At 29.1% G+C, this 24617-nt stretch carries 23 protein-coding genes; 9 read left to right on the forward strand and 14 right to left on the reverse strand.

What is annotated here, in order from left to right; genetic code table 11:
• Positions 1 to 97 precede the first annotated feature (97 nt).
• Positions 98 to 1735: a mechanosensitive ion channel family protein gene (locus ACY2RW_RS01665; RefSeq protein ID WP_490120957.1), complete on the reverse strand. Its 1638-nt coding sequence runs from the start codon at positions 1733 to 1735 to the stop codon at positions 98 to 100.
• Between the two features lie 101 nt (positions 1736 to 1836).
• On the opposite strand from ACY2RW_RS01665, the gene ACY2RW_RS01670 reads away from it, so the two are divergent.
• From ACY2RW_RS01670 to ACY2RW_RS01690, 5 genes are all read left to right on the forward strand, one after another.
• Positions 1837 to 2244: a DUF4890 domain-containing protein gene (locus ACY2RW_RS01670; RefSeq protein ID WP_490120958.1), complete on the forward strand. Its 408-nt coding sequence runs from the start codon at positions 1837 to 1839 to the stop codon at positions 2242 to 2244.
• A 173-nt stretch (positions 2245 to 2417) separates the two neighbouring features.
• Positions 2418 to 2894 (forward strand): hypothetical protein, encoded by a 477-nt coding sequence (locus ACY2RW_RS01675; RefSeq protein WP_490120959.1) that lies wholly within the window; start codon positions 2418 to 2420, stop codon positions 2892 to 2894.
• Positions 2895 to 2988: 94 nt separating this feature from the next.
• Positions 2989 to 4218, forward strand: coding sequence for an acyloxyacyl hydrolase (locus ACY2RW_RS01680; RefSeq protein WP_490120960.1), 1230 nt, complete (start codon positions 2989 to 2991; stop codon positions 4216 to 4218).
• Positions 4219 to 4248: 30 nt separating this feature from the next.
• A complete protein-coding gene (locus ACY2RW_RS01685; protein ID WP_490120961.1) occupies positions 4249 to 5550 on the forward strand; it encodes an anthranilate synthase component I family protein in 1302 nt (433 codons plus the stop codon).
• A 48-nt stretch (positions 5551 to 5598) separates the two neighbouring features.
• Positions 5599 to 6747 carry a cystathionine gamma-synthase gene (locus ACY2RW_RS01690; RefSeq protein ID WP_490120962.1) on the forward strand — a complete coding sequence of 383 codons (1149 nt, stop codon included), beginning with the start codon at positions 5599 to 5601 and terminating at the stop codon, positions 6745 to 6747.
• A gap of 75 nt (positions 6748 to 6822) precedes the next feature.
• Here the strand turns inward: ACY2RW_RS01690 and ACY2RW_RS01695 are convergent, their stop codons facing one another.
• From ACY2RW_RS01695 to ACY2RW_RS01705, 3 genes are all read right to left on the reverse strand, one after another.
• Positions 6823 to 7614, reverse strand: coding sequence for a THC0290_0291 family protein (locus ACY2RW_RS01695; protein WP_490120963.1), 792 nt, complete (start codon positions 7612 to 7614; stop codon positions 6823 to 6825).
• A 62-nt stretch (positions 7615 to 7676) separates the two neighbouring features.
• Positions 7677 to 9290, reverse strand: coding sequence for an Ig-like domain-containing domain (locus ACY2RW_RS01700; RefSeq protein WP_490120964.1), 1614 nt, complete (start codon positions 9288 to 9290; stop codon positions 7677 to 7679).
• Positions 9291 to 9347: 57 nt separating this feature from the next.
• Positions 9348 to 10037 (reverse strand): ComF family protein, encoded by a 690-nt coding sequence (locus tag ACY2RW_RS01705; protein ID WP_490120965.1) that lies wholly within the window; start codon positions 10035 to 10037, stop codon positions 9348 to 9350.
• A gap of 125 nt (positions 10038 to 10162) precedes the next feature.
• Between ACY2RW_RS01705 and ACY2RW_RS01710 the strand changes: the two genes are divergently transcribed.
• The gene (locus tag ACY2RW_RS01710; protein WP_490120966.1) at positions 10163 to 11704 is read left to right on the forward strand and encodes a glycine--tRNA ligase; all 1542 of its coding nucleotides are present in this window, start codon (positions 10163 to 10165) and stop codon (positions 11702 to 11704) included.
• An 89-nt stretch (positions 11705 to 11793) separates the two neighbouring features.
• Here ACY2RW_RS01710 and ACY2RW_RS01715 read toward each other — a convergent pair whose 3' ends face one another.
• The 8 genes from ACY2RW_RS01715 to ACY2RW_RS01750 form a co-directional block, all read right to left on the reverse strand.
• On the reverse strand, positions 11794 to 14217 hold the full coding sequence (locus ACY2RW_RS01715; protein WP_490120967.1) for a TonB-dependent receptor: 2424 nt from the start codon (positions 14215 to 14217) through the stop codon (positions 11794 to 11796).
• 429 nt (positions 14218 to 14646) lie between these two features.
• The gene (gene arfB, locus ACY2RW_RS01720) at positions 14647 to 15051 is read right to left on the reverse strand and encodes an alternative ribosome rescue aminoacyl-tRNA hydrolase ArfB (protein ID WP_490120968.1); all 405 of its coding nucleotides are present in this window, start codon (positions 15049 to 15051) and stop codon (positions 14647 to 14649) included.
• Positions 15052 to 15206: 155 nt separating this feature from the next.
• A complete protein-coding gene (locus ACY2RW_RS01725) occupies positions 15207 to 15863 on the reverse strand; it encodes an AAA family ATPase (RefSeq protein ID WP_490120969.1) in 657 nt (218 codons plus the stop codon).
• Entirely contained in the window at positions 15824 to 16456 is a 633-nt protein-coding gene (pnuC, locus tag ACY2RW_RS01730; RefSeq protein WP_490120970.1) for a nicotinamide riboside transporter PnuC, read from the reverse strand. Before pnuC ends, ACY2RW_RS01725 begins: the two co-directional genes overlap by 40 nt.
• A 3-nt stretch (positions 16457 to 16459) precedes the next feature.
• The gene (locus ACY2RW_RS01735) at positions 16460 to 17182 is read right to left on the reverse strand and encodes a phosphoglycerol geranylgeranyltransferase (protein ID WP_490120971.1); all 723 of its coding nucleotides are present in this window, start codon (positions 17180 to 17182) and stop codon (positions 16460 to 16462) included.
• 50 nt (positions 17183 to 17232) lie between these two features.
• Entirely contained in the window at positions 17233 to 18429 is a 1197-nt protein-coding gene (locus ACY2RW_RS01740) for a tetratricopeptide repeat protein (protein WP_490120972.1), read from the reverse strand.
• Positions 18430 to 18454: 25 nt separating this feature from the next.
• A complete protein-coding gene (locus ACY2RW_RS01745) occupies positions 18455 to 19411 on the reverse strand; it encodes a serine hydrolase domain-containing protein (protein ID WP_490120973.1) in 957 nt (318 codons plus the stop codon).
• A gap of 230 nt (positions 19412 to 19641) precedes the next feature.
• The gene (locus ACY2RW_RS01750) at positions 19642 to 20268 is read right to left on the reverse strand and encodes a 4'-phosphopantetheinyl transferase family protein (RefSeq protein ID WP_490120974.1); all 627 of its coding nucleotides are present in this window, start codon (positions 20266 to 20268) and stop codon (positions 19642 to 19644) included.
• 64 nt (positions 20269 to 20332) lie between these two features.
• On the opposite strand from ACY2RW_RS01750, the gene ahcY reads away from it, so the two are divergent.
• Complete coding sequence (gene ahcY, locus ACY2RW_RS01755; protein ID WP_490120975.1) at positions 20333 to 21640, forward strand: adenosylhomocysteinase; 1308 nt, start codon at positions 20333 to 20335, stop codon at positions 21638 to 21640.
• Positions 21641 to 21992: 352 nt separating this feature from the next.
• Here ahcY and ACY2RW_RS01760 read toward each other — a convergent pair whose 3' ends face one another.
• Together ACY2RW_RS01760 and ACY2RW_RS01765 are read right to left on the reverse strand one after the other, a co-directional pair.
• The gene (locus ACY2RW_RS01760; protein WP_490120976.1) at positions 21993 to 22274 is read right to left on the reverse strand and encodes a type II toxin-antitoxin system RelE/ParE family toxin; all 282 of its coding nucleotides are present in this window, start codon (positions 22272 to 22274) and stop codon (positions 21993 to 21995) included.
• Positions 22274 to 22525 (reverse strand): hypothetical protein, encoded by a 252-nt coding sequence (locus ACY2RW_RS01765; RefSeq protein WP_490120977.1) that lies wholly within the window; start codon positions 22523 to 22525, stop codon positions 22274 to 22276. The genes ACY2RW_RS01760 and ACY2RW_RS01765 overlap by 1 nt, the downstream gene beginning before the upstream one ends.
• Positions 22526 to 22587: 62 nt before the next feature.
• Between ACY2RW_RS01765 and ACY2RW_RS01770 the strand changes: the two genes are divergently transcribed.
• Together ACY2RW_RS01770 and ACY2RW_RS01775 are read left to right on the forward strand one after the other, a co-directional pair.
• Positions 22588 to 23055, forward strand: coding sequence for a DUF1569 domain-containing protein (locus ACY2RW_RS01770; protein WP_490120978.1), 468 nt, complete (start codon positions 22588 to 22590; stop codon positions 23053 to 23055).
• Positions 23056 to 23083: 28 nt separating this feature from the next.
• Positions 23084 to 24514 (forward strand): SLC13 family permease, encoded by a 1431-nt coding sequence (locus ACY2RW_RS01775; protein WP_490120979.1) that lies wholly within the window; start codon positions 23084 to 23086, stop codon positions 24512 to 24514.
• Positions 24515 to 24617: the final 103 nt, after the last annotated feature.

A 24617-nucleotide genomic window follows, 5' to 3' on the forward strand; every position in this document is an offset into this window, starting at 1 on the left:
ATGTCCTGTTCAAATTAACTTTGGGAATATAACAAATCTTGATGTAAAAATTACCAACCATTTTTTGCCACATTACCCTTTTTTTATAAAATAAACCCTACTCTACCTCAAATTTTTCTTTTTTAAAATCTGTTAAGACTTTAGAAATTGCTTCGTCAATTCTTTTTTGTTCAGTATCGTATTTGGGGTTCAACCCTTTCTTTTCTGGAAAATTTTCGATAGTAACTGTTGTTGATGGAAATGCAAAATCTACACCCAATTCTGCTGCTAATTTTACAATAGCAATATGTAATCTATGTTTAGATGATTGTTCTATACCCCAAGCCAAACTTTTAAAATATACATTTACCATTATTAATAAAGCTGAGTCTCCAAAACCAGTAAATTCTACATTATAAGAATCAGACCTTGTTTCTGGGTGTGCAATAACAATTTCTCTTACACCTTTAACAAAAGCTTCTATCAATTCTGGAGGTGTATCATAACGTAAACCAAGATTGGTATTGTAACGTCTAAACAATCGTAAACCTTTATTATTAATTACAATTTCCGACAATCTACTATTTGGAATCTGGTATACAGAAGTATCTGCTGCACGCACTCTTGTAGAACGAAAACCAACTTTTTCTACAGTTCCAACTACTTCTCCAGCCTCTATCCAATCTTCTATATGAAAAGGTTTGTCCAGAAAAATCATTATTGTTCCAATCAGGTTTTTAACAGTGTCTTGAGATGCCAATGCCAAAGCCAAACCACCAATGGTAACACCAGCTAAAAGTGTAGTTGTGTTTACACCAAATAAAGTTAAAAGTTTAAAAAGACCTAGCACTAAAACAATACCTGTAAAAAAACTATGTAAAATAGGCACTAATTGATCATCTAACCTGCTATGAGTCCTTTCTGTAAACTCAGAGTAAATTCGCATAACAACTTGAACTAATTTTAGAAAAACATAAATCCAAAAAACAGTTTTTGCAATATTTAGTCCTAGAAATACCCAAGTATTAATATCTAATCCAAATTGTAATGATGGAAAAACCTTATCAACAAAAGCAACAACAACTAATAAACTTATAGGTCTGGCTAATTTTTTTAAAACTTTGTCAACTTCTAAATTTGTATTTTTTGTAATTTGATGTTGAATTTTCTTCAAAACAAAAAAGGCAATTTTTCTAGCTAATAGAAAAATAAAATAAGCAAGTACAATAAGTAAAATTAAACCAATTAGTTGCCATAATTCTAACCCTAAAAACTTTTTATGACCAGATACAGGAATTATCTTTTGCAATTTTTGAACATACCAAGGAAAAACCTCCTTATATAACCCTTCAATTTTTGCAACAGTTTCTGAAGAATAATACCACTTATCTCCAATTTTCTCTACATAAATCTGTGGCATTCTTTGCGGAAATAAAACATATCTTTTGTAAGAAGAATACCCTATTGTATCTTGATAGTTTGGATTTACAGGAATTTTATTTACATCTACAAAAAGCCCTTTTCCATCTAAAACTTGTTTAATTTGAATTGCTTTTTTTACAGCTTTTTCTTCAGAAAGACCATAAATGGTTTTTGCCGCTTTTTTAGGTTCATAAGAATCTGATTGCAAAAAATACAGATGTGTGTAAATTGTTGCATGTGGGTTTCTTAAATCTATACGTACACTATCTTGAGGATTTGTCTGAGCAAATGCTAAAAAAGGGATAAATAAAAATATCAGAAATAGATTTCTCATAACCATATTTGTTAAAAGCTTGTTAATTTGAGTCGCAAATTTAAACCTTTTCTTTTTTTGTGTGTCAAAGAAGTGTAATTAAAAAAAATAATTTGTTTAAAATGAAAAATATAATAAGCATAATCTTTTTAGTATTTGCTTTTACATTTACTACACAAGCACAAAGAAAAGGTGGTAAAGTTTCTGCAGATAAAATGCTAAAAAAAATGACTAAAGATTTAAATTTAACTGAAGCACAGCAAAGTAAAATTAAACCTTTATTACTTGCTCAAATTGCAGAAAGAAAAGCGATGAATGAAAAAAGAAAAGCAATGAAAGATGCAGGAGAAAAACCATCTAAACAAGATAGAAAGAAAATGAGGCAAGATAGGATGGATGCAGAAATTGCTATGAACAAAAATATGGCGACTATCTTAGATAAAGAACAATTTGAGAAGTTTAAAAAAATTGCAAAAGAAAGAAAAGAAAAATCAAAAAATAAAAAAAGAAAGAAAAGAGACAGTAAATAACTAGTTTTGGGTTGATTAGTTTATACGAAAACTCGAATTCTTAATTGGATTCGAGTTTTTTTTTACAGTAACATTAAAGTGTTAAAAACCTGTTAATCAATTTTTTAAATTAAACTTTTCTCTTTTTATCCAGTCTAAGAAATAGATAAAAACAATAAATAAAATTTATTACCATGAAAAACTTAGCAACAATTTTAGCTTTTGTATTTGCTTTTACATTTACAACACAAGCTCAGAAAAAAAGAAGCAAAAAAATGCCAAAATTAACAGCAGAACAGCATGCAAATTTGGCTATTAAAAAAATGACTTTAGCTTTAGATTTATCAGAAAAGCAACAAAACCAGATTAAACCTCTTTTGTTGGCTCAGATTTCTGAAAAGCAAAAAGCAATGCTAAAAAGAAAAGAAGCTAGAAAAAACAAACAAAAACCAACTGCAGATCAAATTTATGCTTTGAAAAGTAAGCAGCTAGACAATCAAATTATGATGAAAAATAGCATGCAAAAAATCTTGAATAAAGAGCAATTTGAAAAGTTTGAGAAAATACAAAAAAGAAGAAAGATGATGGCAATGAAAAGATTAAAAAAAGGGAAAGAAAAAATGGAGAAAAGAAGAATGAAAAAGCGTAAAAATACAGAAGACGGAAAATAATTTTGGTTGATTAATTTCGTTGTAAAAGTCCTAATTTCAATTTAGAAATTAGGACTTTCTTTTTTATCTTATAAACTTGTAGTATTTTTAGCAAATGAAAAAAAGAATACTATTCTTGTCTATCCTTTTTTTAACAATAACTACACTTTCTTTTGGTCAACAAGAAAAAAGACTAAAAAGTCAACCTTCTAATTTTTTATCAAAATCTTACTACAGTATTAATTTCGGAGCTATTTTTTATCCATTTTCTAATAATAATTTAATAGATGGTTATAAAACCTCAACTTTTAGTAGAAATTTTTTTTCTGGAAGAATGCTATTAGGTCATAAAATAACTCCCAATCTTGCTGTTCAATTTGGTACAATGAGACCTGCAGCTTGGTTTAAATATGACAATATTAATAATATTGGATATGATAGAAGTGTATGGATTAATGTATGGTCTTTATCTTTAAAAAAGAATTTTAATCTAAATAAAAAGTTTTCTTTATATGCAGAAGCTGGTATTGCAAATGTAACTAGAATTGGTTTCGAAATTAACGATATTCCTGTTTATCCTAGTGCTCATTTTGCAAGTATTATTTATGGTTTTGGCGCAAATTATAAATTAAGTGATAAATGGAGATTGTCTTTAAATTCAACTTTTGTCCCAGAATCTAAGAAAAACAACCAACCCTCTATTTCACAAATTTCTGCAGGTTTTGAATACCATATTCAATCGCTTCCAAAAGAATTGGCTTTGGCATATTCTAAAAACAAAAAATACTTTTTCCCAAATAATATTTTACAAGTAAGTTATGGAACTAGTAAAATTGGTTTTGGTGTCAATCGTTTTTTTGGTATGAGTTTAAAAGTAGGTAATTTTGAGAGTTTTGGAATTCCCGTTTTTTGGGTAGGAGAAGTCAAAGCTGCAAATGCTTATTCAATTACCTATCAAAGATTGTTATACAGGTCAGAACGTATTTTTTCTTTAGATTGGGGAGTTAGTGTAACCGCTTTTAATACAGAATTATCTAATAATCATATTTTTGCTTTTTCAATTTTCCCAACTTTTCGATTTTATTTACTTAGAAAACCAAGCTTTGATTTTTATACAAATTACTCTATTATTGGACCTACTTATTTAACAAAAGGCAATATAGATAACTTAAAAACAGGACCAAAAACTACCTTTCAAGACACTATGGGTTTTGGTGTTTTTTTTGGCGAAAAACGCACATACAACTTAGAGCTAAGAATTATGCACTATTCTAATGGAAATATTTTTACTGAAAATTCTGGAGTTGCAATTCCACTACAATTAACTTTAGGAAAAACGTTTTAAAAAATTAAGAGTTGTATTTTTAAACCCAATATGCAAAGAACAATCCGCACTTTTACTGTTGATGATATTAGCCATTTTAAAAATAATTTATTGTCTTGGTCACAACAATTTGAAACCATAATTTGGTTAGATTCTAACCACTATAAACAACAATATTCTAGTTTTGATTGCGCTTTAGCTGCAGATGATTTTACATCCATAAAAACCGATTATTACAACGCTTTCAACAAGTTAAAAGATTATCAAAACATAACCAAAGATTATATTTTTGGCTATATTACCTATGATGTTAAAAACGATGTAGAAAGACTTTCTTCTCATAATTTTGATGGTTTAAACTTTGCAGATTTGTATTTTTTTCAACCTAAAAAGCTCATCTTTATCAATGGAAACTCTGTAGAGTTTAAGTATTTAAAATTTATAGAAGATGAAATTGAAAGTGATTTTAATCAAATTATCAATCTTAAAAATCAAAAAAAGAATACTTCTAAAAGTGATTTAAAAATAAAGTTGAGAATTCATAAGGATGAATATCACTCTAAAGTATCAAAAGTTTTAGACCACATAAAAAGAGGAGATATTTATGAAGCAAATTTCTGTCAAGAATTTTACGCAGAAAACACTCTTATAAATCCTATAGAAGTTTATAAACATTTAAACAAGATTTCTGAACCTCCTTTTGCATCATTTTTAAAAATTGATACTCAGTTTGCTTTATGTGCATCACCAGAAAGATATTTAAAAAAAGAAGGAACTAAAATAATTTCTCAACCAATAAAAGGAACTGCAAAAAGATTGGTTAGCGAGTTTGATGATTTAAAATTGGCAAACGATTTAATGAGAGATGAAAAAGAACGTGCAGAAAATGTGATGATTGTAGATTTGGTAAGAAACGATCTCTCTAAAACTGCAAAAATTGGAAGTGTAAAAGTAGAGGAATTATGCAAAGTATATTCTTTTAAACAAGTGCATCAATTAATTTCTACGGTTGTTTCTGAAGTTGCAGAAAACACAAACCCAATAGATATTATACAAAGTACTTTTCCTATGGGAAGTATGACAGGAGCTCCAAAAGTTTCTGCAATGAAAATTATAGAAGAATTAGAAGAAACTAAACGTGGTTTGTATTCTGGAACCATTGGATATTTTACCCCAGAAAACAATTTCGATTTTAACGTAATTATTAGAAGCATCTTGTACAATGAAGAAGAAAAATATGTTTCTTATTCTGTTGGTGGTGCAATAACAGCAAAGTCTACCCCAGAAAAGGAGTATGAAGAATGTTTATTAAAAGCAAAAGCCATGAAGTATGTTTTGCTAAATTCTAACTAATTTTGAATATTACTGTTGTAAATTTCTAAATAAAAAAAAATTAAAGAGATGAAATTTAACACCAAAACAATTCACGGAGGTCAAAAACCAGAAGAAACTACTGGTGCTTTAATGCCACCTGTTTTTTTTACATCTACTTACGCCCAATCTAGTCCAGGAGTTCATAAAGGTTTTGAGTATTCTAGAGGTGCAAACCCTACAAGAACTGCTTTAGAAAATAATCTTGCAGCCATAGAAAACGGAAAATTTGCTTTTGCTTTTGCATCTGGTTTGTCTGCTATAGATTGTGTTTTACGATTATTAAAACCTGATGATAAAATTATTGCTGGTGATGATTTGTATGGAGGTACATATAGAATGTTTACAAAACTTTTTAAAAAATACGGTTTAGAATTCGATTTTGTAGATATGGATGATGTTGCCAATGTTACAACTGCTATAGATAATAAAACAAAATTGGTTTGGATAGAAACTCCTACTAATCCATTAATGAAAATTGCAGATATAGAAGAAATAGCATCAGCAGTAAAAAAAGTAAATCCTAACATTTTAGTAGCTGTAGATAATACTTTTGCAACTCCATATTTGCAACAACCTTTAAATTTAGGAGCAGATATTGTAATGCATTCTGCCACCAAATATTTAGGAGGGCATTCAGATTTAATCATGGGAGCACTAATTGTAAAAAATGATGCTTTAGCAAAAGAGCTACATTTTATTCAGTTTGCAGCAGGTGCAATTGCTAGTCCAATGGATTCTTTTTTAGCCTTAAGAGGCATAAAAACACTACATATTAGAATGCAAAGACATTGTGAAAATGGAAAAGCAGTTGCTTATTTTTTAAAAAATCATTCTAAAGTAGCAGAAGTGTATTACCCAGGTTTTAAAAACCATCCAAGTTTTAAAACTGCTAAAAAGCAGATGAGAGATTTTGGAGGAATGGTTTCTTTCCGACTAAAAGACGAACATAAAGAGGCAGCATTAAACTTTTTAGAAAATACAAAAATTTTTACGTTGGCAGAATCTTTAGGTGGTGTAGAAAGTTTGGTAAGCCATCCAATAACAATGACACATGCTTCGATTCCTGAAGCAGAAAGACTAAAAATTGGTATTACAGACTCTTTAATTAGGCTTAGTGTGGGTATTGAAGATGTAGAAGATTTGCTAAAAGATTTAGAACAAGCATTAAATGCATAAAAAAAGAGTGCCAATTGCACTCTTTTTTTATTTAAATACTAAATTAGGGGATATATTTAAATACTCTTGGGGGATTTAATAGAATAATGGTGTGCTAAAGTTTAAGTGATAAACCAACCCAAACTGAATATTTAACAACCATTCATTATTTTTATTTTCGAAAACTTCTGCTTGCAACCCATCAATTTTGTCAGAAAAGAAATATTGATAATTAAATTGTGCAACCAAATCTATTTTTGGTGAAATTTTATAGCGCGTTCCAAGTCCCATTTGTAAAGAAAAGGCTTGTCCAGATCCAATAGCTAACGCATTTTTTAAGGTATATTTTTGTGGTAAAACACTTATATCTTGTCGCCAATCTCCAAGTTCAGAAGTCAAACCATTTGTAAATGCAGAATATTTAAAACCAAAGGTAAAAAAGGGATTAAACTTATTGTCTGAATAAGGATATATAAACTCTTCTAAAGGCAATAAAAAGTACTCTAAACTAACACCAACACTTAGCATTCTAACTGTACCTTTCATTGATTTTAATTTTACACCAGCCGCAGATTTTTTCTTAGCCCATTGGCCTTCGTGTCTTAACTGAGTATTTCCTATATAATGTAACTCTGTCTTAACCATTAAATGGTTATGCAGTACATTGTTAGGATCCCAACGTAAAGTTCGGTTATAAAAACTTAAATAATGAGCGACAGAGTATGATATACTATTGTTGTTCCATTCGCTAGCGAAGTTTCCTCGCTCTCCATAATCGCTTTGTAAACTAGTAGAGCCAACAAATGCACCAATTTCATGGGTGTAATGTTGCGCCTTAATTTCTAGAATAAAAACAATTATGAAAATAATTGTTATAGGGGTTTTCAAGATTTAGGGGTCTTAAAGTAAAATTCAAATATATAGTAAAAATATACGAACTACAAAATTTTCTATTCTTTTTTTACAATAAACGTTTCGTTTAAGAAATAATTTGCCCTTAATTTTAGTTCTTCTGGATAATAAATTATTGTTTCTGGCTGGATCCTTTTTAAGAAGTTTCCTGTATCCCACTTTTTGTTATTATTAGAATCTATAATGGCTTTAATAATGTATGTTTTAGGCTCTAATAAGTCAAAAACTAATGTTTCAGATTTAGAAATAAACCTTCTTTCTACTAAATTTTGTTTTTTACCTTCTGTTAATTCTATAATAATGTTTTCTGAATTTGGGTTTGAAACAGACAAAGTAATTCTACCATAATCTTCTATTTCTTTTGTTTTTAAAGAATACTTTAATGTGTCATTTTTATGCTCAAAAATATCTGACAAAGCTTCTGGTAATAATGTTATTGTATATTTCTGTTCTGGTTTTTTATCAAAAATTAAGGCTACTTTGTTTTCTTTTTCGTCAATTATGGTTGTAAATTTTTTAGAAATGGTATCCTTATCAAACAAAGAAATTTTACTTGTATCTAAAGCTATAATAGGATTGTTTGTTTTTAAGAAAAAGGTATCTCTAAAATTTAAAGTACCTCTTAAAGATGCATTTATGGTTAATGAATCTATCTTCTTTTTTCTAAATTTTACAGTAACTGTATCTCTAAAATTAGCATTTGAAACTTCAAAGTTTAGTGAATCTTGCTCTATTGGAGTAAACCAATAATTTAAAGTGTCTTTATCTTTTTCAAATTTTGAGATACTTTTAAAATCTTTTGGAACATCTGACAAGACGTTTATTTTAAAATCTTTCTTTTTTCCTTCAAAACCGAATATGATTTTTCCTTTGGTAACTTCTTTTGCCCTTCTAAATTTATATTCTTGAATTTCTTTAAATAAAATAATCGGAGTTTCTATGACACTATCTTTAGGTAATGTAATTGTGTCTTTGTAAAAACCAATTTTATCTTCTTTAGGGTTAAAAATATAATCGCTAGAACTTTCTTTCAAAGCAATCATTAAATATTTTCCTTCTTGCAAATTGGTAAGTTCAAACCTAGTAGTATCTAATGTATTTGTAACGTAATTTGGTTTCTTTTTAAATACTATAGAATCTGTATAAGAGCTATCAATTTTATACAATAAAATGTTTATATTTTTAGGTGTTTCTTTAAGAACAGCATCTTTTATGTTTCCTTTAGTACTTAAAGAATCTATATAACTTCCTGTAGAAAAGACGTATTTAAAACCCTCTAAAACGTTGTTTTCATTATTATCTTCTACTGCATTTCCAAAATTAAAAATATAGGTTGTGTTTTTTTGTAAAGTATCTAAAATTTCTAATTTTAAAAATTTGCTTGCAGAACCTTGAGGTGTTACTAGTAAAGGATTTTTTAGAGGTGGAGAAACAACTAATTGCTTATTTAAATCTTTGAGTTTTACAAACTCATTAAAATAAATCTTCACCTCATTTTTATCAAAATTAACAGATTCGTAAGGTGGATTTGCAGTTACAAAAAGAGGCGCTTCTTCATCTTTTGGTCCACCTTCTGGCCTACCAGTTCTAGCACAATTAGATAAAATTATGATGGAAAGTGTTAAAAAAATAAATTTTAAAAATGGTTTCACAAAAAAGTAATTTTATACAAATTAACAATATATTTTCGACATTAAAATGATAATTTTTTATTCTGTATATGCCATTGTTAAAACACTAATCTTTACACCCTTTGTTTTCTGTAATTCTTTTGCACAAGCCTCTAAAGTTGCACCTGTAGTAATAACATCATCAATTAATAAAACGTGTTTATTTTTTAAAACCAAAGTATCTTTTAGTTGAAATTTAGTATCATTATTATTAAATCTTTCATACCTAGCTTTAAATGTTTGTGTTTTAGAGGTAGAAGTTCTTTGTAAAATATTTTCTAAAAAAGGTTTTTCTAAATAAAAACTTAATCTTTCGCCAAATTTTGTTAGTTGGTTATAACCTCTAATTTTTATTTTTTTTTGATGTAAAGGAACTGGAATAATTGCGTCTATTTCAGATAATTGTTTGTTTTCTTTTAACATTTCGCCTAACCAATTGCCAATAAAAACACCTACTTGTTCATTGCCTTTGTATTTTAATTCGTGAATTATTTTCTTAGTAATCCCCTCTTTTCTAAATAAAAGGAGAGCAAATCCTTTTTCGATAGCAATTCTTCCATCAAAAATTTTTGTTACTTTATTATTCTTATAATTTGTAAAATTAGTAAGTGGTACATCATGCCTACATAAAGTGCATAAATACAATTCATTTTTTAACAACAAATTGTCGCAACTTACACACAACTTAGGATAAAATATCTCAACTAAATCTTTAATAAAAGGAATCATTTTCTTAGCAATTCTTTTTAAAGATAAAAAAATATTTTTAGATACTTGTTTTTTGAAATAATTTCACAAAACAAGAACTCTTTTTGCTTGACAAATGTGCTTAAACGTGTATCTTTGCGCTCATTATGGCAAAACAAGAAGATCAATTTAAAAAAGTTTTATCGCACGCAAAAGAATACGGTTACGTGTTTCAGTCTTCTGAAATTTATGACGGTTTAAGTGCGGTTTACGATTATGCTCAAAATGGAGTTGAGCTAAAGAAAAATATAAGAGATTACTGGTGGAAAGCAATGGTGCAAATGCACGAAAATATTGTAGGTATTGATGCTGCAATTTTAATGCACCCAACTACTTGGAAAGCTTCTGGACATGTAGATGCTTTTAATGATCCTTTAATCGATAATAAAGATTCTAAAAAGCGTTACAGAGCAGATGTATTAATTGAAGACTATTGTGCCAAAATTGAGGGCAAAATAAATAAAGAAGTTGCCAAAGCAGCCAAACGTTTTGGAGATGCTTTTAATAAAGAAGAATTTCTTGCTACAAATGGCAGGGTTTTAGGTTATCAAGAAAAAATAAACACCATTTTATCAAGAATGGCTAAATCTTTAGAAAATGAAGATTTAGCAGATGTTAAGTTATTAATTGAAGAATTAGAAATTGCAGATCCTTTAACGGGTTCTAGAAATTGGACAGAAGTAAAGCAATTTAACTTAATGTTTGGCACCAAATTAGGTGCATCTGCAGATACTGCAATGGATTTATATTTACGTCCAGAAACCGCTCAAGGTATTTTTGTCAATTTTTTAAATGTGCAAAAAACAGGGCGTATGAAAATTCCTTTTGGAATTGCACAAACTGGTAAAGCTTTTAGAAATGAAATTGTGGCAAGACAATTTATTTTTAGAATGCGTGAGTTTGAACAAATGGAAATGCAGTTTTTTGTAAAACCAGGAACACAAAAAGAGTGGTATGAAGCTTGGAAAGAAACCCGATTAAAATGGCATTTAAGTTTAGGAATGGGTGCAGAAAATTATCGTTTTCATGACCATGAAAAATTGGCTCATTATGCTGATGCTGCTGCAGATATAGAATTTAATTTTCCTTTTGGTTTTAAAGAATTAGAAGGTATACACTCTCGTACAGATTTCGATTTAAAAGCACATGAAGAATATTCTGGTAAAAAATTACAATATTTTGACCATGAAGAAAATAAAAGTTATGTGCCTTATGTTGTAGAAACTTCTATTGGTTTAGACAGAATGTTTTTAGCTGTTTTTTCTAATTCTTTGCAAGAAGAAGCATTAGAAAACGGAACCTCAAGAACCATTTTAAAATTACCAGCAGTTTTAGCACCTTTTAAAGCAGCTGTTTTACCATTAGTTAAAAAAGATGGTTTGCCAGAAGTTGCTCGTAAAATTATGAGCGATTTAAAATGGGATTTCAACGTTTTTTATGATGAAAAAGATGCTGTTGGTAAACGTTATAGAAGGCAAGATGCAGCAGGAACTCCATTTTGTATTACAGTAGATCATGATACTTTAAACGATAATACTGTAACTATAAGACATAGAGATACTATGGAACAAAAAAGAGTTGCTATTGCAGATTTAAAAGAAATTATAAAAGCAGAAGTTGCTGTAAAGACTTGGTTGCAGAAAATGTAAGTCTTTTAAAAATTTTTATTAAAAATGCGATTGTAAAAACTACAATCGCATTTTTTTATAGAAAAAATTCAAGTTTTAAAGTTGATAATTTAAAACTTCAAGGTAACTCCAATTAAGAAATTTCTTGTGGCTTGTGGGTAATAACCTGCACCATCAACAGTGGTTGTAACACCAGGATTAGACCAAGTATCATCAAATGTAAAATAATACCCTCTATCTACATATTCAACATCAAAAATATTATTGATTAAAGCTGTAAATGTAATTGATTCGAATATTCTATTAGGGTTAATTTGATATACAATGTTTATATCATTTATAAAAAAACTATTTAAAACATCAGTATTAGAAATGGCACTGCTAAAATTACTTAGTAATTGTTTGCCAACATATTTAGATAAAAATGAAAACTGTAAATTTTCTAAAGGTTTATAGGTAAAGATGTTTCCTAAAACTATATCTGGAGAAAAAGAAATATCTGTATTTCCTAAGGCTTGTGGTTGTAAGTTTCCATCTTTAGTAATAAAAAAATCTCTGTTTTTATTTGTACTAAAAGCAGCATTTGGTCTAATAGAAATTTGATCTGAGATAGTAATGTCTGCATCAATTTCTAAACCTAATCTGTAACTGCTTCCAGATGTTGCTCTTACTGGCTGGCCAACATCATCTAAAGCACCTGTTAAGACTAATTGATTGTCATAATCCATATAATAGATATTGGTATTTAGTTTAATGTTTTCTGATTTTAAACGCCATCCAAATTCATAATCAAATAAGGTTTCTGGAGTGGTTACTCCACCCTCAAAATTGTTTCTATTGGGTTCTCTGTTTGCCACAGCAAAAGAAGCGTATAAATTATTTTTTTCATTTACATTGTATGTAAATCCTAATTTTGGGTTGAAGAAATCAAAATTTCTATCAACATCAATTGGGTCTCTATCTGAAGTTAAACCAGCAGTTTGATAACTCACAAAGCGTCCTTGTAAATCAATATAACCAGATAATTTTTTATTAATTTCAAAGTTTGCTTTTGCAAAGATGGAAACGTCTGTTTTTTTAGCATCAGAAAAATAATAACGATCTCTAATATTTGTATTTGGTGCTAAATCTTCTCCCCAAATTACTTCTCCAAAATGATCTCCTGTATAATTTGAATAAGAAATTCCCGTAATTAAATTTAAATTTTCTGTTTTATAGTTGGTGTTGAAATTTACCACATAATAATCGTTATCTAACCAACGTCTTACAATAACATCTGTTCCATCAACAATTAAATTGTTAAAGTCTGCTGCATCTTCTTTTTCTTTAAATTGCTCAAAATAACCAGCTCCTTTTGTGTAATTCAATCCAATATTTGTGCTCCATTGCTCACCCCATTTTTCATTCCAGTGTAATTGATAATGATTTTGAGTATAATTATCTGTTTCATTATCATATAAATAATGATTGTATCTTCTGTCTGAATTTCTAATATTTTCTGCTTGTGCAGTATTTAAACCATTGTTTACAATAAAATCTTCAATACCTTGAGTATCTCCAGTTAATCTAACTTTAGGAGTTCCGTACCAAGCTTGATAGGTTTGCTCTTCTCCACCAAAAGTAACTGCTTTTATCAAGGTATTTTCATCAGAATATGAACCTTGTAAAAAATATGATTTTAAATCAACAAAGGCTCTATCTATGTACCCGTCTGTAGATATCTTAGACAATCGTCCAGCAATTTCAAAATGTTCATTTAACTTACCTGTACTAAATTTTACAGTATGTTTTTTAGTGTTAAACGATCCAAAAGAATTGGATATTTCTCCAAAAGCTTTATTAGAAATAGCATCTGTTAAAATATTCAAACTTGCTCCAAAAGCTCCTGAACCGTTTGTAGATGTTCCAACACCACGTTGCAATTGCAAGTTTTCTGTTGAAGATGCAAAATCACCTAAATTTACCCAAAAAGTTCCTTGACTTTCAGCATCGTTATAGGGAATTCCGTTTACAGTTACGTTAATTCGTTCGCTATTTGAACCACGCACATTCATATAGGTGTAACCAATTCCTGCACCACCATCAGAAGATGAAACTACGTTTGGTAAATAGTTCATTAAAACAGGAATGTCTTGTCCTAAATTACGTTTTGCAATTTCTTTTTTAGACAAGTTAGAAAATGTTACTGGCACATCTGCATTTACACGAACTGCAGAAACCAAAACTTCGTCTAAAACAGAATATTCTGCTTTTAATTGAATTAGATAATTCTCGTCTTTTAAAAGTGTAATTTTTTCTGTAATAGACTTGTAACCTAAGTAAGAGACTTCAACAGTATAGTTTCCTTTTTTTAGCTGCATGCTAAAATTACCATCAAAATCTGTTGATGTTCCTTTTTTAATTTCTTTAACTAAAATAGATGCTCCAGCTAAAGGTTTTTTGTTTTCATCTACAACTTTTCCAGAAAGTGTAAATTGTTGGGCGTTTACAAGTATACTTGCAAACAAGAATAAAAAAATAGGTATTTTTTTCATTTTAAATAATTTAAAACGAATAAAAAGAGGTAATTATTCTTGTAATTAATATTGAATAATTGTTTTTTGCAACTTAAAAAAGTTGCTGTTTTCCTAAACAGCATTACCTGTTCCAGGTTCAATGGGTATGATCTCAGCCTTTTCCAGTATTCAGTCATAAGTATGCAGTTTGCAGTTTAACTGCCTACTGAATACTAAAAAACTGCCAACTAAAATTAGCACCCCTTTATGAGAACGCTGCAAAATTAAGTTGGATATTTTTATTATGAAATAGAAAAGTGATTTTTTTTAGAAGCTATTTCCAGCTTTCTGCACTCGCTTTTTTTATGCTGAAATAAATTCAGCATAAAAAAGAGCTCAAACAGAGAGCCTGTCTTGAGCTTGACGAAAGGCTCAATCTGGGCTAAACTTGTTTGTTAACTTTTAGTTTTACTCTAATCTTGGTTTTTTTCTAAGTGCTTTTTTTACAGAATTTCTAATTTTACTTTCTGCATTCTTTTTTCTAACACTTCTGCTTGGTTTTGTAGGTCTTCTTTTTTTGGGTGGTATTAAACTCTTCTTTACTAACTCCAAAAAACGTTTGATAACAATTTCTTTGTTTCTATGTTGAGAGCGAGTTTCATCACAAAATAAAATGAGAAAACTTTCTTTGGTTAATTTGGTTTGAAGTTTTGATTTTAAAAGCTCTTTTTCATTCTCAGAAAGCGATTCAGAATTTTCTAAATCGAAAGTCAGTTCAATTTTAGAAGAAGCTTTATTTACATGTTGTCCTCCAGCACCAGAACTTCTAATGGCTTTGAATTGCAACTCTTTTATGATGTTTTCTTTATCCATAAATAAAATAATTATATCTTCGAGCGCAGTCGAGAACTATTAAAACCTCTCGACTGCGCTCGAGGAGACAGGAATATAATTAATTTTATTTTGTAGTTACAATCAACTCTTAAGACTTAATATTAAAAGCGAAAGCAGTTTTAATTCTCTCTTACTTAATAATCAAAATTAGCACCAAAGTCAGAACTTTGATGCAAAAAATGCATATCAATATCTTGTAAGGTATCTGAAAAAGAAAATAGATTTTCTTTATTAGCAATAATTTTGTCAATTGCTTTTACAGCTTTTTTTAATCGTGTTTCTTTATCTCCTTTTAATAAAATATATGGTCTGTTATGGTCTTTTAAAGATTGTGCAAAAGCATTAAACATTTCTAAACGTAATTCTGGTCTGTCTCTTAAATCATCTGCTTCCCAAGGCGTGTCTATATAAGTTAATAAATACAAATCATATTGGTTTGTATTTGCAGCTTCGTTTAACTTTTCATCAACAAAACCCCCATAAAATTCTTCTGAATAAACTTTTGTTTCCAACAAATCTGTATCACAAATTAACACTTTATCTGCTTTTTTAGCCAAGGAGTTTTCCAATTTCATTTGTCCAATTGCAATCGGAATTAAATCTTCCTTTTCACAAGTCTTTCTTTCATTATTCCATTTGTTTTGCAAATATTCACGCGCAAATTCTGGTGCCCAAACTGTATTGTAGTGACGTGCTAAATGACGAGAAAGTGTTGTTTTTCCAGTAGATTCTGGCCCAAACAAAACAATTTTTACAAGATTGATGGGTTTTTGTTTAAGTTTTTTTTCCATGCTAAATATCCAAAAATGGCAATAAAGGTAAATCCAAAATACTGAAAACTTGTAAAAGTAAATCCTTTATACAAATATAAAGGTACAGAAATTAGGTCTCCAACAATCCAAAAAAGCCAATTTTCTATTTTACGTTTTGCCATTAACCACATACCTACAAAGAAAATTGCAGTTGTAATTGTATCTGCGTAAGCAACCCAACTTGTCCATTTATCGAATGTTTTGTAAACGATATAGACAAAAATTAAAGTAGCTAAAAATATAAAAACAGAAATTCTTTTTTCTTTATTTGTAGTTTTAGAAATAGGTGTAACATGTGTTTCATCTACTTTACGTGTCCAAATGTACCAACCATAAACACTCATTATAAAGTAGTATCCATTAATCATCATATCTCCTAAAAGCTCCCATTTTAGTAGTAAATACACAAAAATTGAGGTGCTAATCATTCCTGTTGGAAATACCCAAATTTTATTTTGTTTCGAAAACCAAACAGATAAAAATCCGAAAATTACAGCAATAATTTCGAGAACAACATCTATGGTTTCGTAGGTTTTGTATTGAGAGAAAAAGAAATCGAAAATTTCTGACATTTCTTATTTTTTTAGTTGATTAAAAAAGTTTTCATCATTTTCAAAAGCAGTACCAATAACTACCAAATCTGCACCCGAATTAAAAGCTGAATCTAATTGTTTTTTAGAGCGAATTCCACCTCCAACAATTATTGGAATTGATAAATTATTTGCCACAAGATTAATAATACTTGCGTCCACAGGCACTGTGGCTCCAGAACCAGCTTCTAAATAAATGAATTTTTTACCAGAAAATTCTCCAGCTAAAGCAGTGTTTAATATTAAGTTTAAATTATGTTGAGCAATTGGTTTTGTATTACTCACTTTTTGAGTAGCAGTTTCTTTATTACCATCTATTAAGATATAACCAGTTGGTAAAATTTCTAAATTAGTGTTTTTTAAAATTGGAGCAGCTGTAACTTGTTGCTCTATTAAATATTCAGGGTTTCTGCCAGAAAGCAAGGTTAAAAATAAAATTGCATCAGCTTTATTCGTGATTTGTTTTACATCACCAGGAAATAAAATAACAGGTAATTTTGTTATATTTTTTATTGCTGAAACTACTTTTTCTGTATCATTATTTTTATCTGTACTTCCACCTACAAAAATATGTGTAGCAATAGATTGATGCACTTTATCAAAAAAAGATTCAATATTTTTTAAATCGGTTTTTTCAGAATCAATTAAAACAGCCAATAATTTTTTGCTGTCTTTTTTTGCTTGTAAAATGTTTTGGTAGATATTCACGCATGCGAAAATACAAAAGATGGTTGTTATTAGTAGAATTATGAAGTAATCTATTTTTTTATAGTTACTTTCTCTCTTACTTTTTTTGCTTTCAATATTCTTTTTGCGGCATTCTCATTTTTTGGATTTAATGATAAGGATTTTTTATAGTTTTTTATTGAATTTTCCCAATCTTGTTTATCAAAATAAGCTTCACCTAAACTATCATAAAGGTTATAATCGTTAGGCATTAAGTTAATACCATATTTAAAAACTTTTATTGCTGTTTCTATGTTCTTTTTATTTTTTAGCCATTCATATCCTACTACATTTATCACCCAATTTATGCCCATATTCTGTAATTCTTTTTCAGAATACTTCTTAAGGTTCATTTTTTCTTGAAGAAATAAAACAGGATTATTAGCATTGTTGTATTTAGAATAATACTGATAAGCTATTGACTCTTTATTCTTAGGAAATAAATCAATCATCATTGTTTTATGGTTGCCTTTTTTTAATTCCTTTTTTAAATCTAATTCTACATACTTAGTAAAATCTGTATATAAATAAACCCTTATTGTAAGAGAAGTTAAATCATAAATTGTAGAAAATTGTGTAGAAGTAACTTCAGAACTTTCGGTTTTCATATGATTCATAACTTTGCTACAGTAATCTAAATTGGCTTTACCTTTTGTTTGATCTAAAAACTTTAAACCTTTTTGAAATCTTGGGATATCAACTTCTTTTAAAGATTTTATTTGGGAATAATAAAAGTTAGAAAATGATTTTTCTGATTCATCACCAGTAATTAATAACTCTCCTTCAACAATTAAATAGGTTCCAGATTTATCTACAAATACTAACATACTGCTTGAAAGAAAACTTAGATCTATAGTTTCTAAATATTTTTTCACTTCTTCTACTGTAGCCATAGATTGCATAATGTTTCTAAGCGCTTTAACAATTGATATTTTAGTTTTGCCTGCAGTATTAGTAATAGGTAATTCTGAATTTGCAAAACCATCAAACACTAAACCAGCTTCATTAATTGCTCCTTGTGCAAAGTTATTTATACGCCCCATATACATTACCCCGAATTTTTTATAACGATCAGCTACTTCAAACCAAAACTGATTGTTGGGACTTAAAAAATCTTCGTTATTACCAACAAATGTTCTTCCATTTTTTGTTATTTTGTACATACTACATGCACTTGTACTAATTGGTTGTATAAGAAGTATCAATACAATAAAAATTACAATTTTCATTTTTAATAGTTTTTATTCTGTAAACTTAATAATTTTCTTTAAAAAGATAATCTAATAATTGATAACCTAATTTTTCTCCGTTTTCAGAATTCGTAAAAAGTACATATCCATTTTTTTTATCTATGTCCATTAAGTAAAAGCAAGTGAAACCATCATTTGTTCCTCCGTGAAAATAGCTTGTAGTAAGGGGTTTACCTGCTGTTGTAAACCCTAAAGTGTAATATAGTTGTATTTTTGCTTCGGGTTTTGATAATGACGAATGATGTTTGAATAATTCCTTGTAACTATTTTTATTAAGTATCTTTTTATTCATTATACCAATCATCCATTTAGAAAAATCAATAGGTTCTGTTCGTATAGAAGAAGCAGGAACGAAAATTCCTTTGTCTTTTTTGTACCAATAATCTTTTTTTAAATCAATCCAATCACCATTATTTTTATAAGGTTCAGCTTTATTTTTAAGTGCATAGTCATCTTCTATAAATGTAGTATGTTTAAGCCCCAATGGTTTTGCTATTCTATTTTGAAAGGCAGTTTCTAAACCATTCCAATCTGTTTTAAGTATATGTTTTAGTACCATTGCTAAATATTGATAGCCTTCTCCTGAATATTCATAACTTGTTCCTGGTTCAAATTTTATAGTTAGCTTTTTATTGGGTTCGTTTTCTCTCCAATTTGGCAATCCTGAACGATGACTTAAAACCATACGAGCAGTAATTTTTTTATATCTATCATCATTTTCAATATCAGGATAAGGTAAATATTGATAAAGAGGTTTGTCTAAATCTAATTTTCTTTCTTCAACAAATGTCATAACAAAAGATGCGAAGACTGATTTGGATAATGAAGCACCTTCGAAAATAGTTTTGTTAGTAACAGGTATTTTTTTTTCTTTATTAGCATATCCGAAATTTTTATGATATGCTATTTTACCATCGTTAATAATTGCTATTGAAAGTCCAGGAATATTTAACGAATCCATTTTCGATTTAAGAAAAATATCTATTGAATTAATTGAAACATCAAATCCTGTCTGATTCTTTATTGTCTTCTGTGAATGACAATTTGTAAGTGAAATTGTTAAAAGCAATAAAACTGATAATCTTAATAAATTAGCTTTCATTCTTATATTATTTATAAGATATACTTTGTTTTTTATTAAGCGTTACAGTATTTTGTAAGAAAATTTGAAATTATAATCCGTAACTACCTTTAGTAGGCAAACACACAAGTAAAACCTTCAAACTCTAAAAACTCAATGGTATATGAGCTTTCTTCACCATTATAACGAATTTCACCAGTAGTTTTTTCATCTTCAAACTTAAAATCTTCAATATAAATATGGTGTAAAAACAACAGTTTTTTCTTACCATAAATTTTATACAAACTCTCTTTTGCACCCCAAACTATAGTCAATTTACTAATTTTAGCATCTACATTGGCAATTGTATTATATTCTTCTATTGGAGTAAACTTATGCGCAATTTTTAAAATTTTTTCACGTTGCTTTTCAATATCTATACCTACATGTAAATCATCAGAAACTATAATTGCTGTAAACGTAAAAGAATGCGTTATCGAAATAAATTTGCCGTCTTTTAAATGTGGTTTTCCAAATTCATCATAAATCAAATCAGCATCTGCATATCCTACTTTTTTTAATAAATGTCTAATACTTAAAAATCCTTTTTGATGTAATTCTGATTTCATAGAATTCAATCGTAATTCACTATTTTCAGAAAGTGTAATTCCAGTTTTTAAATCCTTAATAGATTCTTCAATCTTCCAAATCAAGACTTTAGTTGTTGAGCTAATCGTTAAAGTTTTATAAAGAGCCATAATATTTAAAAAAGTATATTGTATCTTTGCAATCGCAAAAATTAGAATATAAATATACAAAAATATGAGTGCAACTACAGCATACGTGCCATTTAAAGTTAAAGATATTTCTTTAGCTGATTGGGGAAGAAAAGAAATTGAATTGGCAGAAGCAGAAATGCCTGGATTAATGAGTTTAAGAGAAGAATATGGAGATTCTCAGCCTTTAAAAGGGGCAAGAATTGCAGGTTGTTTGCACATGACTATCCAAACTGCAGTTTTAATTGAAACTTTACAAGCTTTGGGTGCAGAAGTTACTTGGAGTTCTTGTAATATTTTCTCAACTCAAGATCAAGCTGCTGCTGCAATTGCTGCAACAGGAACGCCTGTGTATGCTTGGAAAGGAATGAATGAAGAAGAATTTGATTGGTGTATAGAACAAACGTTATTTTTTGGTGAAGACAAAAAACCACTAAATATGATTTTAGATGATGGTGGAGATTTAACCAATATGGTTTTGGATAAATATCCAGAATTGGCTGCAGGAATTAATGGATTGTCTGAAGAAACTACAACAGGAGTTCACAGGTTATATGAAAGAGTAAAGAATGGAACTTTACCAATGCCAGCCATCAATATTAATGATTCTGTGACAAAATCGAAATTCGATAATAAATATGGTTGTAAAGAGTCTGCAGTAGATGCAATCAGAAGAGCAACAGATATTATGTTAGCAGGAAAACGTGTAACAGTTTGTGGTTATGGAGATGTTGGTAAAGGAACAGCAGCTTCTTTTAAAGGTGCAGGTTCTATAGTTACTGTTACAGAAATAGACCCAATTTGTGCATTGCAAGCAGCAATGGATGGTTTTGAAGTTAAAAAATTAGAAACGGTTGTTGCAAATTCTGACATTATTATTACAACAACAGGAAACAAAGGTATTGTTAGAGGAGAGCATTTTGAAGCAATGAAAGACAAAGTTATTGTTTGTAACATTGGTCATTTTGATAACGAAATTGATGTTCCTTATTTAAATAACAATAGCGAAAAAGTAGAAATTAAGCCACAAGTAGACAAATACAATATCAATGGAAAAGATATTATTTTGTTGGCAGAAGGACGTTTGGTAAACTTAGGCTGTGCAACTGGTCACCCAAGTTTTGTAATGTCTAACTCATTTACAAACCAAACTTTGGCACAAATTGAGCTTTGGAATAATGCAGATGCTTACGAAAATAAAGTATACATGTTACCAAAACATTTAGATGAAAAAGTAGCAAAATTACACTTGGCAAAAATTGGTGTAGAGTTAACAGAATTGAGCAAAGACCAAGCAGAATATATTGGTGTTACTGTAGAAGGGCCTTATAAACCTGAGCATTATAGATACTAAATAGTTGTTGGTTTTTGGTTGTTAGTAGCAGCCTGAATTTAAAAACTAAATGTCATTTCGACCTTGTGGAGAAATCTCATAAAACACGAAAACTCTTTCACTTGAGCTGAATTTATTTCAGTTTCTTTGAAAGAGCTTTTTCAATATTGAGCTTGTCGAAATATGGGCGTTTTAACAGGCTAGAGATTTATCTTGAGCGAAGTTGAGAGCCTACTCACTTTTTATACTGAATTTATTTCAGCATCTTGCATTTTAAAAGAAGTAATTTAATTGTTACAACAGATACTAAATTGAGTTTAGTATAAAAAAAGAGCTCAAAAAGTCGTTCAATCCTTAACACGAGCTCAGTCTGCTAAAAAATATGTTGACTCTGATTAAAGATTAGTAAAACAATTTCAATTTTGTTTTTATTTGAAACCCTATAAATTAAGGAAATATGCTTATTTATAACACATTTATGTAAATCTAAATAAGAGGATTTAGGACAAATATGATTGTGTTTTGTAATATTTTCTAATAATTGATTTACTTGAAATTCTAATTTTTCAACAATTTCAATACCCCATTTATTAAAAACTTGTTCAATAATAATTAAGTAAGATTTTTCTGCATGTACAGACCAAACAATTTCCACTATACTTGTTTTAGTGTAGCAATTTTGCTTTTAATAGAAAGCATTACTTCTTCATGAGGTATTACCTTTCCATTTTCAATATCTTGCAAACCTTTGGAAATTGATTCTTTTTCAGCAGTAGAAAGTTTTAAATACCAATCATCATTGTTAGTTTCTTTAGATAAAAATTCACGTAATTTTTTAATAACAGAATTGTCTTGCAATTCTATAATTTGCTGAATTAACTGATATTTTTCTGATTGGATATTCATATTTCAAATATAGTAAAAGTTTTCGTTGTTTTTAATTACCTTTCAAAAAACAAAAAATCTAAATGAAACCAAACACTTCAACTTTAGAAAACCAATTAGCTCAAATAGAAAGCTACATTCCAGATTACGAGCGTATAAATACAAAAGTTTCAAAAGCCAATGTTGCTTGGCATTTGGATCATAGTTTAAAAGTAATTAATTCTGTGATTGGTGTTTTGCAAAAATCTGACCCAAATTTATACGAAGACAATTTTAGTTTTTTAGGAAAAGTATTGTTAAAGTTCAACTATTTTCCAAAAGGAAAAGCGAAAGCACCAAAACATGTAATGCCTCCAGAAATTATTTCAAAAGAGGCTATTATCACTCAATTAGCATCCGCAAAAGAGAATATCCATAAAATTGAAAGTTTAGATAAAAATGTTTTTTTTAAACATCCACTGTTTGGAAATGTAAATAAAAAACGAGTTTTACCATTTTTAAAAGCACACACAAATCATCATTTAAAAATTGTAAAAAGTATTTTGAAATAGTTATTTTGCACAAGCTTAATCAACCAAAATGCAACCAACCAAAAAAATAGGCTTACTACTTGGGCCATTGTTATTTTTTATCATTCAGTTTTTACCCATCACTTTAGTTTCAGAAAAAGCAGATGCAGTAATTGCAGTTGCTATTTGGATGGTTATTTGGTGGATAACAGAAACTGTAAATATCGCAGTAACAGCCTTGTTGCCACTTATTTTATTTCCACTTTTAAAAGTGATGGAAATTGCAGATGTTGGCGCAAATTATGGTAGCCCAATCATCTTTTTATTCTTTGGTGGTTTTGTGTTGGCTTTGGCTTTAGAGAAAGTAAATCTGCATAGAAGAATAGCGCTAAATATTGTGAAATTTACAGGTACAACTCCAGAAAAAGTAGTGTTAGGTTTTATGTTAGCGACAGCTTTTATGAGTATGTGGATTAGCAACACAGCCTCTACAGTTGTTATGTTACCTATTGCTATTTCTGTAATTCGGCTTTTAATAAAAGATAAAGATGGTTTTACAAAAGGTGATAAAAATTTTGCATTAAGCATTATGTTAGGCATCGCTTTTGCTGCAAATGCTGGCGGAATTGCAACTGTTATTGGTACACCTCCAAATTCGGTTTTAATAGGGTTGTTAGAGAACCAATACAACATTCAAATATCATTTGTAACTTGGATGAGTTTTGGTTTGCCTTTTTCAATAATCATGGTCACTGCTGTCTATTTTGTACTCGTAAAATGGATGTTTCCTTGTAAAGATATTTTGTTTAGTTCCTCAGCAAATTTAATTCATCAAGAAGTAGAGAAACTAGGCAACATATCAAAAGAAGAAAAAAGGGTCTTAGTTATTTTTGCAATCACTGTTTTTCTTTGGATTACAAGAACTATAATCAACAGTATTTTTCCAGAATTAAAATTGTCTGATACCATTATAAGTCTAATTGGAGCTCTTTCTTTATTTGCTATTCCAATAAATTCTAAAAAAAGAAATTTTATATTAGAATGGAAAGACACCGAAAAATTAGCTTGGGGAATTTTAATTCTTTTTGGAGGAGGTTTGGCTTTAGCAAAAGGAATGGCTTCAAGTGGATTAGTAGATTTGATAACACAAACAATTGCAGCAGGTAATTTTCCAGTTTTACTCACAGTTTCTCTACTAATTGTATTGATGTTATTTATGACAGAATTGATGAGCAATGTAGCTCTAGTTGCTGTTTTAGCACCAGTTGTAGCTGGAATTGCTATCGGGTTAAATATTCCTGTTTTAAATTTATTAATTCCTGTAACAATGGCAAGTAGTTGTGCGTTTATGTTGCCAATGGCAACACCTCCAAATGCCATTGTTTTTGCAAGTGGTTACGTAAAAGTAAATCAAATGGTAAGAGCTGGAATTGTACTAAACTTAATAGCTGTTGGATTATTGATTTTGTATTATCAATTTGTAATACCTCTATTTTTTTAGCTGTCTTTTCGAGTGAATTTTCGAAGAATGAGAAAATTAGTATCAATAAATCTATGATTTTTAAAATACTGATAATCAAAAACCTCGAAATTTGTTAATTAAA

The sequence above is a fragment of the Polaribacter sp. 2305UL8-11 genome, assembly GCF_058147165.1.

Bases quoted from the DNA above. Each gene is read 5' to 3' on its own strand.
- ACY2RW_RS01665 (WP_490120957.1), bottom strand. From the start codon at position 1,735: ATGAGAAATCTATTTCTGATATTTTTATTTATCCCTTTTTTAGCATTT.
- ACY2RW_RS01670 (WP_490120958.1), top strand. From the start codon at position 1,837: ATGAAAAATATAATAAGCATAATCTTTTTAGTATTTGCTTTTACATTT.
- ACY2RW_RS01675 (WP_490120959.1), top strand. From the start codon at position 2,418: ATGAAAAACTTAGCAACAATTTTAGCTTTTGTATTTGCTTTTACATTT.
- ACY2RW_RS01680 (WP_490120960.1), top strand. From the start codon at position 2,989: ATGAAAAAAAGAATACTATTCTTGTCTATCCTTTTTTTAACAATAACT.
- ACY2RW_RS01685 (WP_490120961.1), top strand. From the start codon at position 4,249: ATGCAAAGAACAATCCGCACTTTTACTGTTGATGATATTAGCCATTTT.
- ACY2RW_RS01690 (WP_490120962.1), top strand. From the start codon at position 5,599: ATGAAATTTAACACCAAAACAATTCACGGAGGTCAAAAACCAGAAGAA.
- ACY2RW_RS01705 (WP_490120965.1), bottom strand. From the start codon at position 10,037: ATGATTCCTTTTATTAAAGATTTAGTTGAGATATTTTATCCTAAGTTG.
- ACY2RW_RS01710 (WP_490120966.1), top strand. From the start codon at position 10,163: ATGGCAAAACAAGAAGATCAATTTAAAAAAGTTTTATCGCACGCAAAA.
- ACY2RW_RS01715 (WP_490120967.1), bottom strand. From the start codon at position 14,217: ATGAAAAAAATACCTATTTTTTTATTCTTGTTTGCAAGTATACTTGTA.
- arfB (WP_490120968.1), bottom strand. From the start codon at position 15,051: ATGGATAAAGAAAACATCATAAAAGAGTTGCAATTCAAAGCCATTAGA.
- ACY2RW_RS01725 (WP_490120969.1), bottom strand. From the start codon at position 15,863: ATGGAAAAAAAACTTAAACAAAAACCCATCAATCTTGTAAAAATTGTT.
- pnuC (WP_490120970.1), bottom strand. From the start codon at position 16,456: ATGTCAGAAATTTTCGATTTCTTTTTCTCTCAATACAAAACCTACGAA.
- ACY2RW_RS01740 (WP_490120972.1), bottom strand. From the start codon at position 18,429: ATGAAAATTGTAATTTTTATTGTATTGATACTTCTTATACAACCAATT.
- ACY2RW_RS01745 (WP_490120973.1), bottom strand. From the start codon at position 19,411: ATGGATTCGTTAAATATTCCTGGACTTTCAATAGCAATTATTAACGAT.
- ACY2RW_RS01750 (WP_490120974.1), bottom strand. From the start codon at position 20,268: ATGGCTCTTTATAAAACTTTAACGATTAGCTCAACAACTAAAGTCTTG.
- ahcY (WP_490120975.1), top strand. From the start codon at position 20,333: ATGAGTGCAACTACAGCATACGTGCCATTTAAAGTTAAAGATATTTCT.
- ACY2RW_RS01765 (WP_490120977.1), bottom strand. From the start codon at position 22,525: ATGAATATCCAATCAGAAAAATATCAGTTAATTCAGCAAATTATAGAA.
- ACY2RW_RS01770 (WP_490120978.1), top strand. From the start codon at position 22,588: ATGAAACCAAACACTTCAACTTTAGAAAACCAATTAGCTCAAATAGAA.
- ACY2RW_RS01775 (WP_490120979.1), top strand. From the start codon at position 23,084: ATGCAACCAACCAAAAAAATAGGCTTACTACTTGGGCCATTGTTATTT.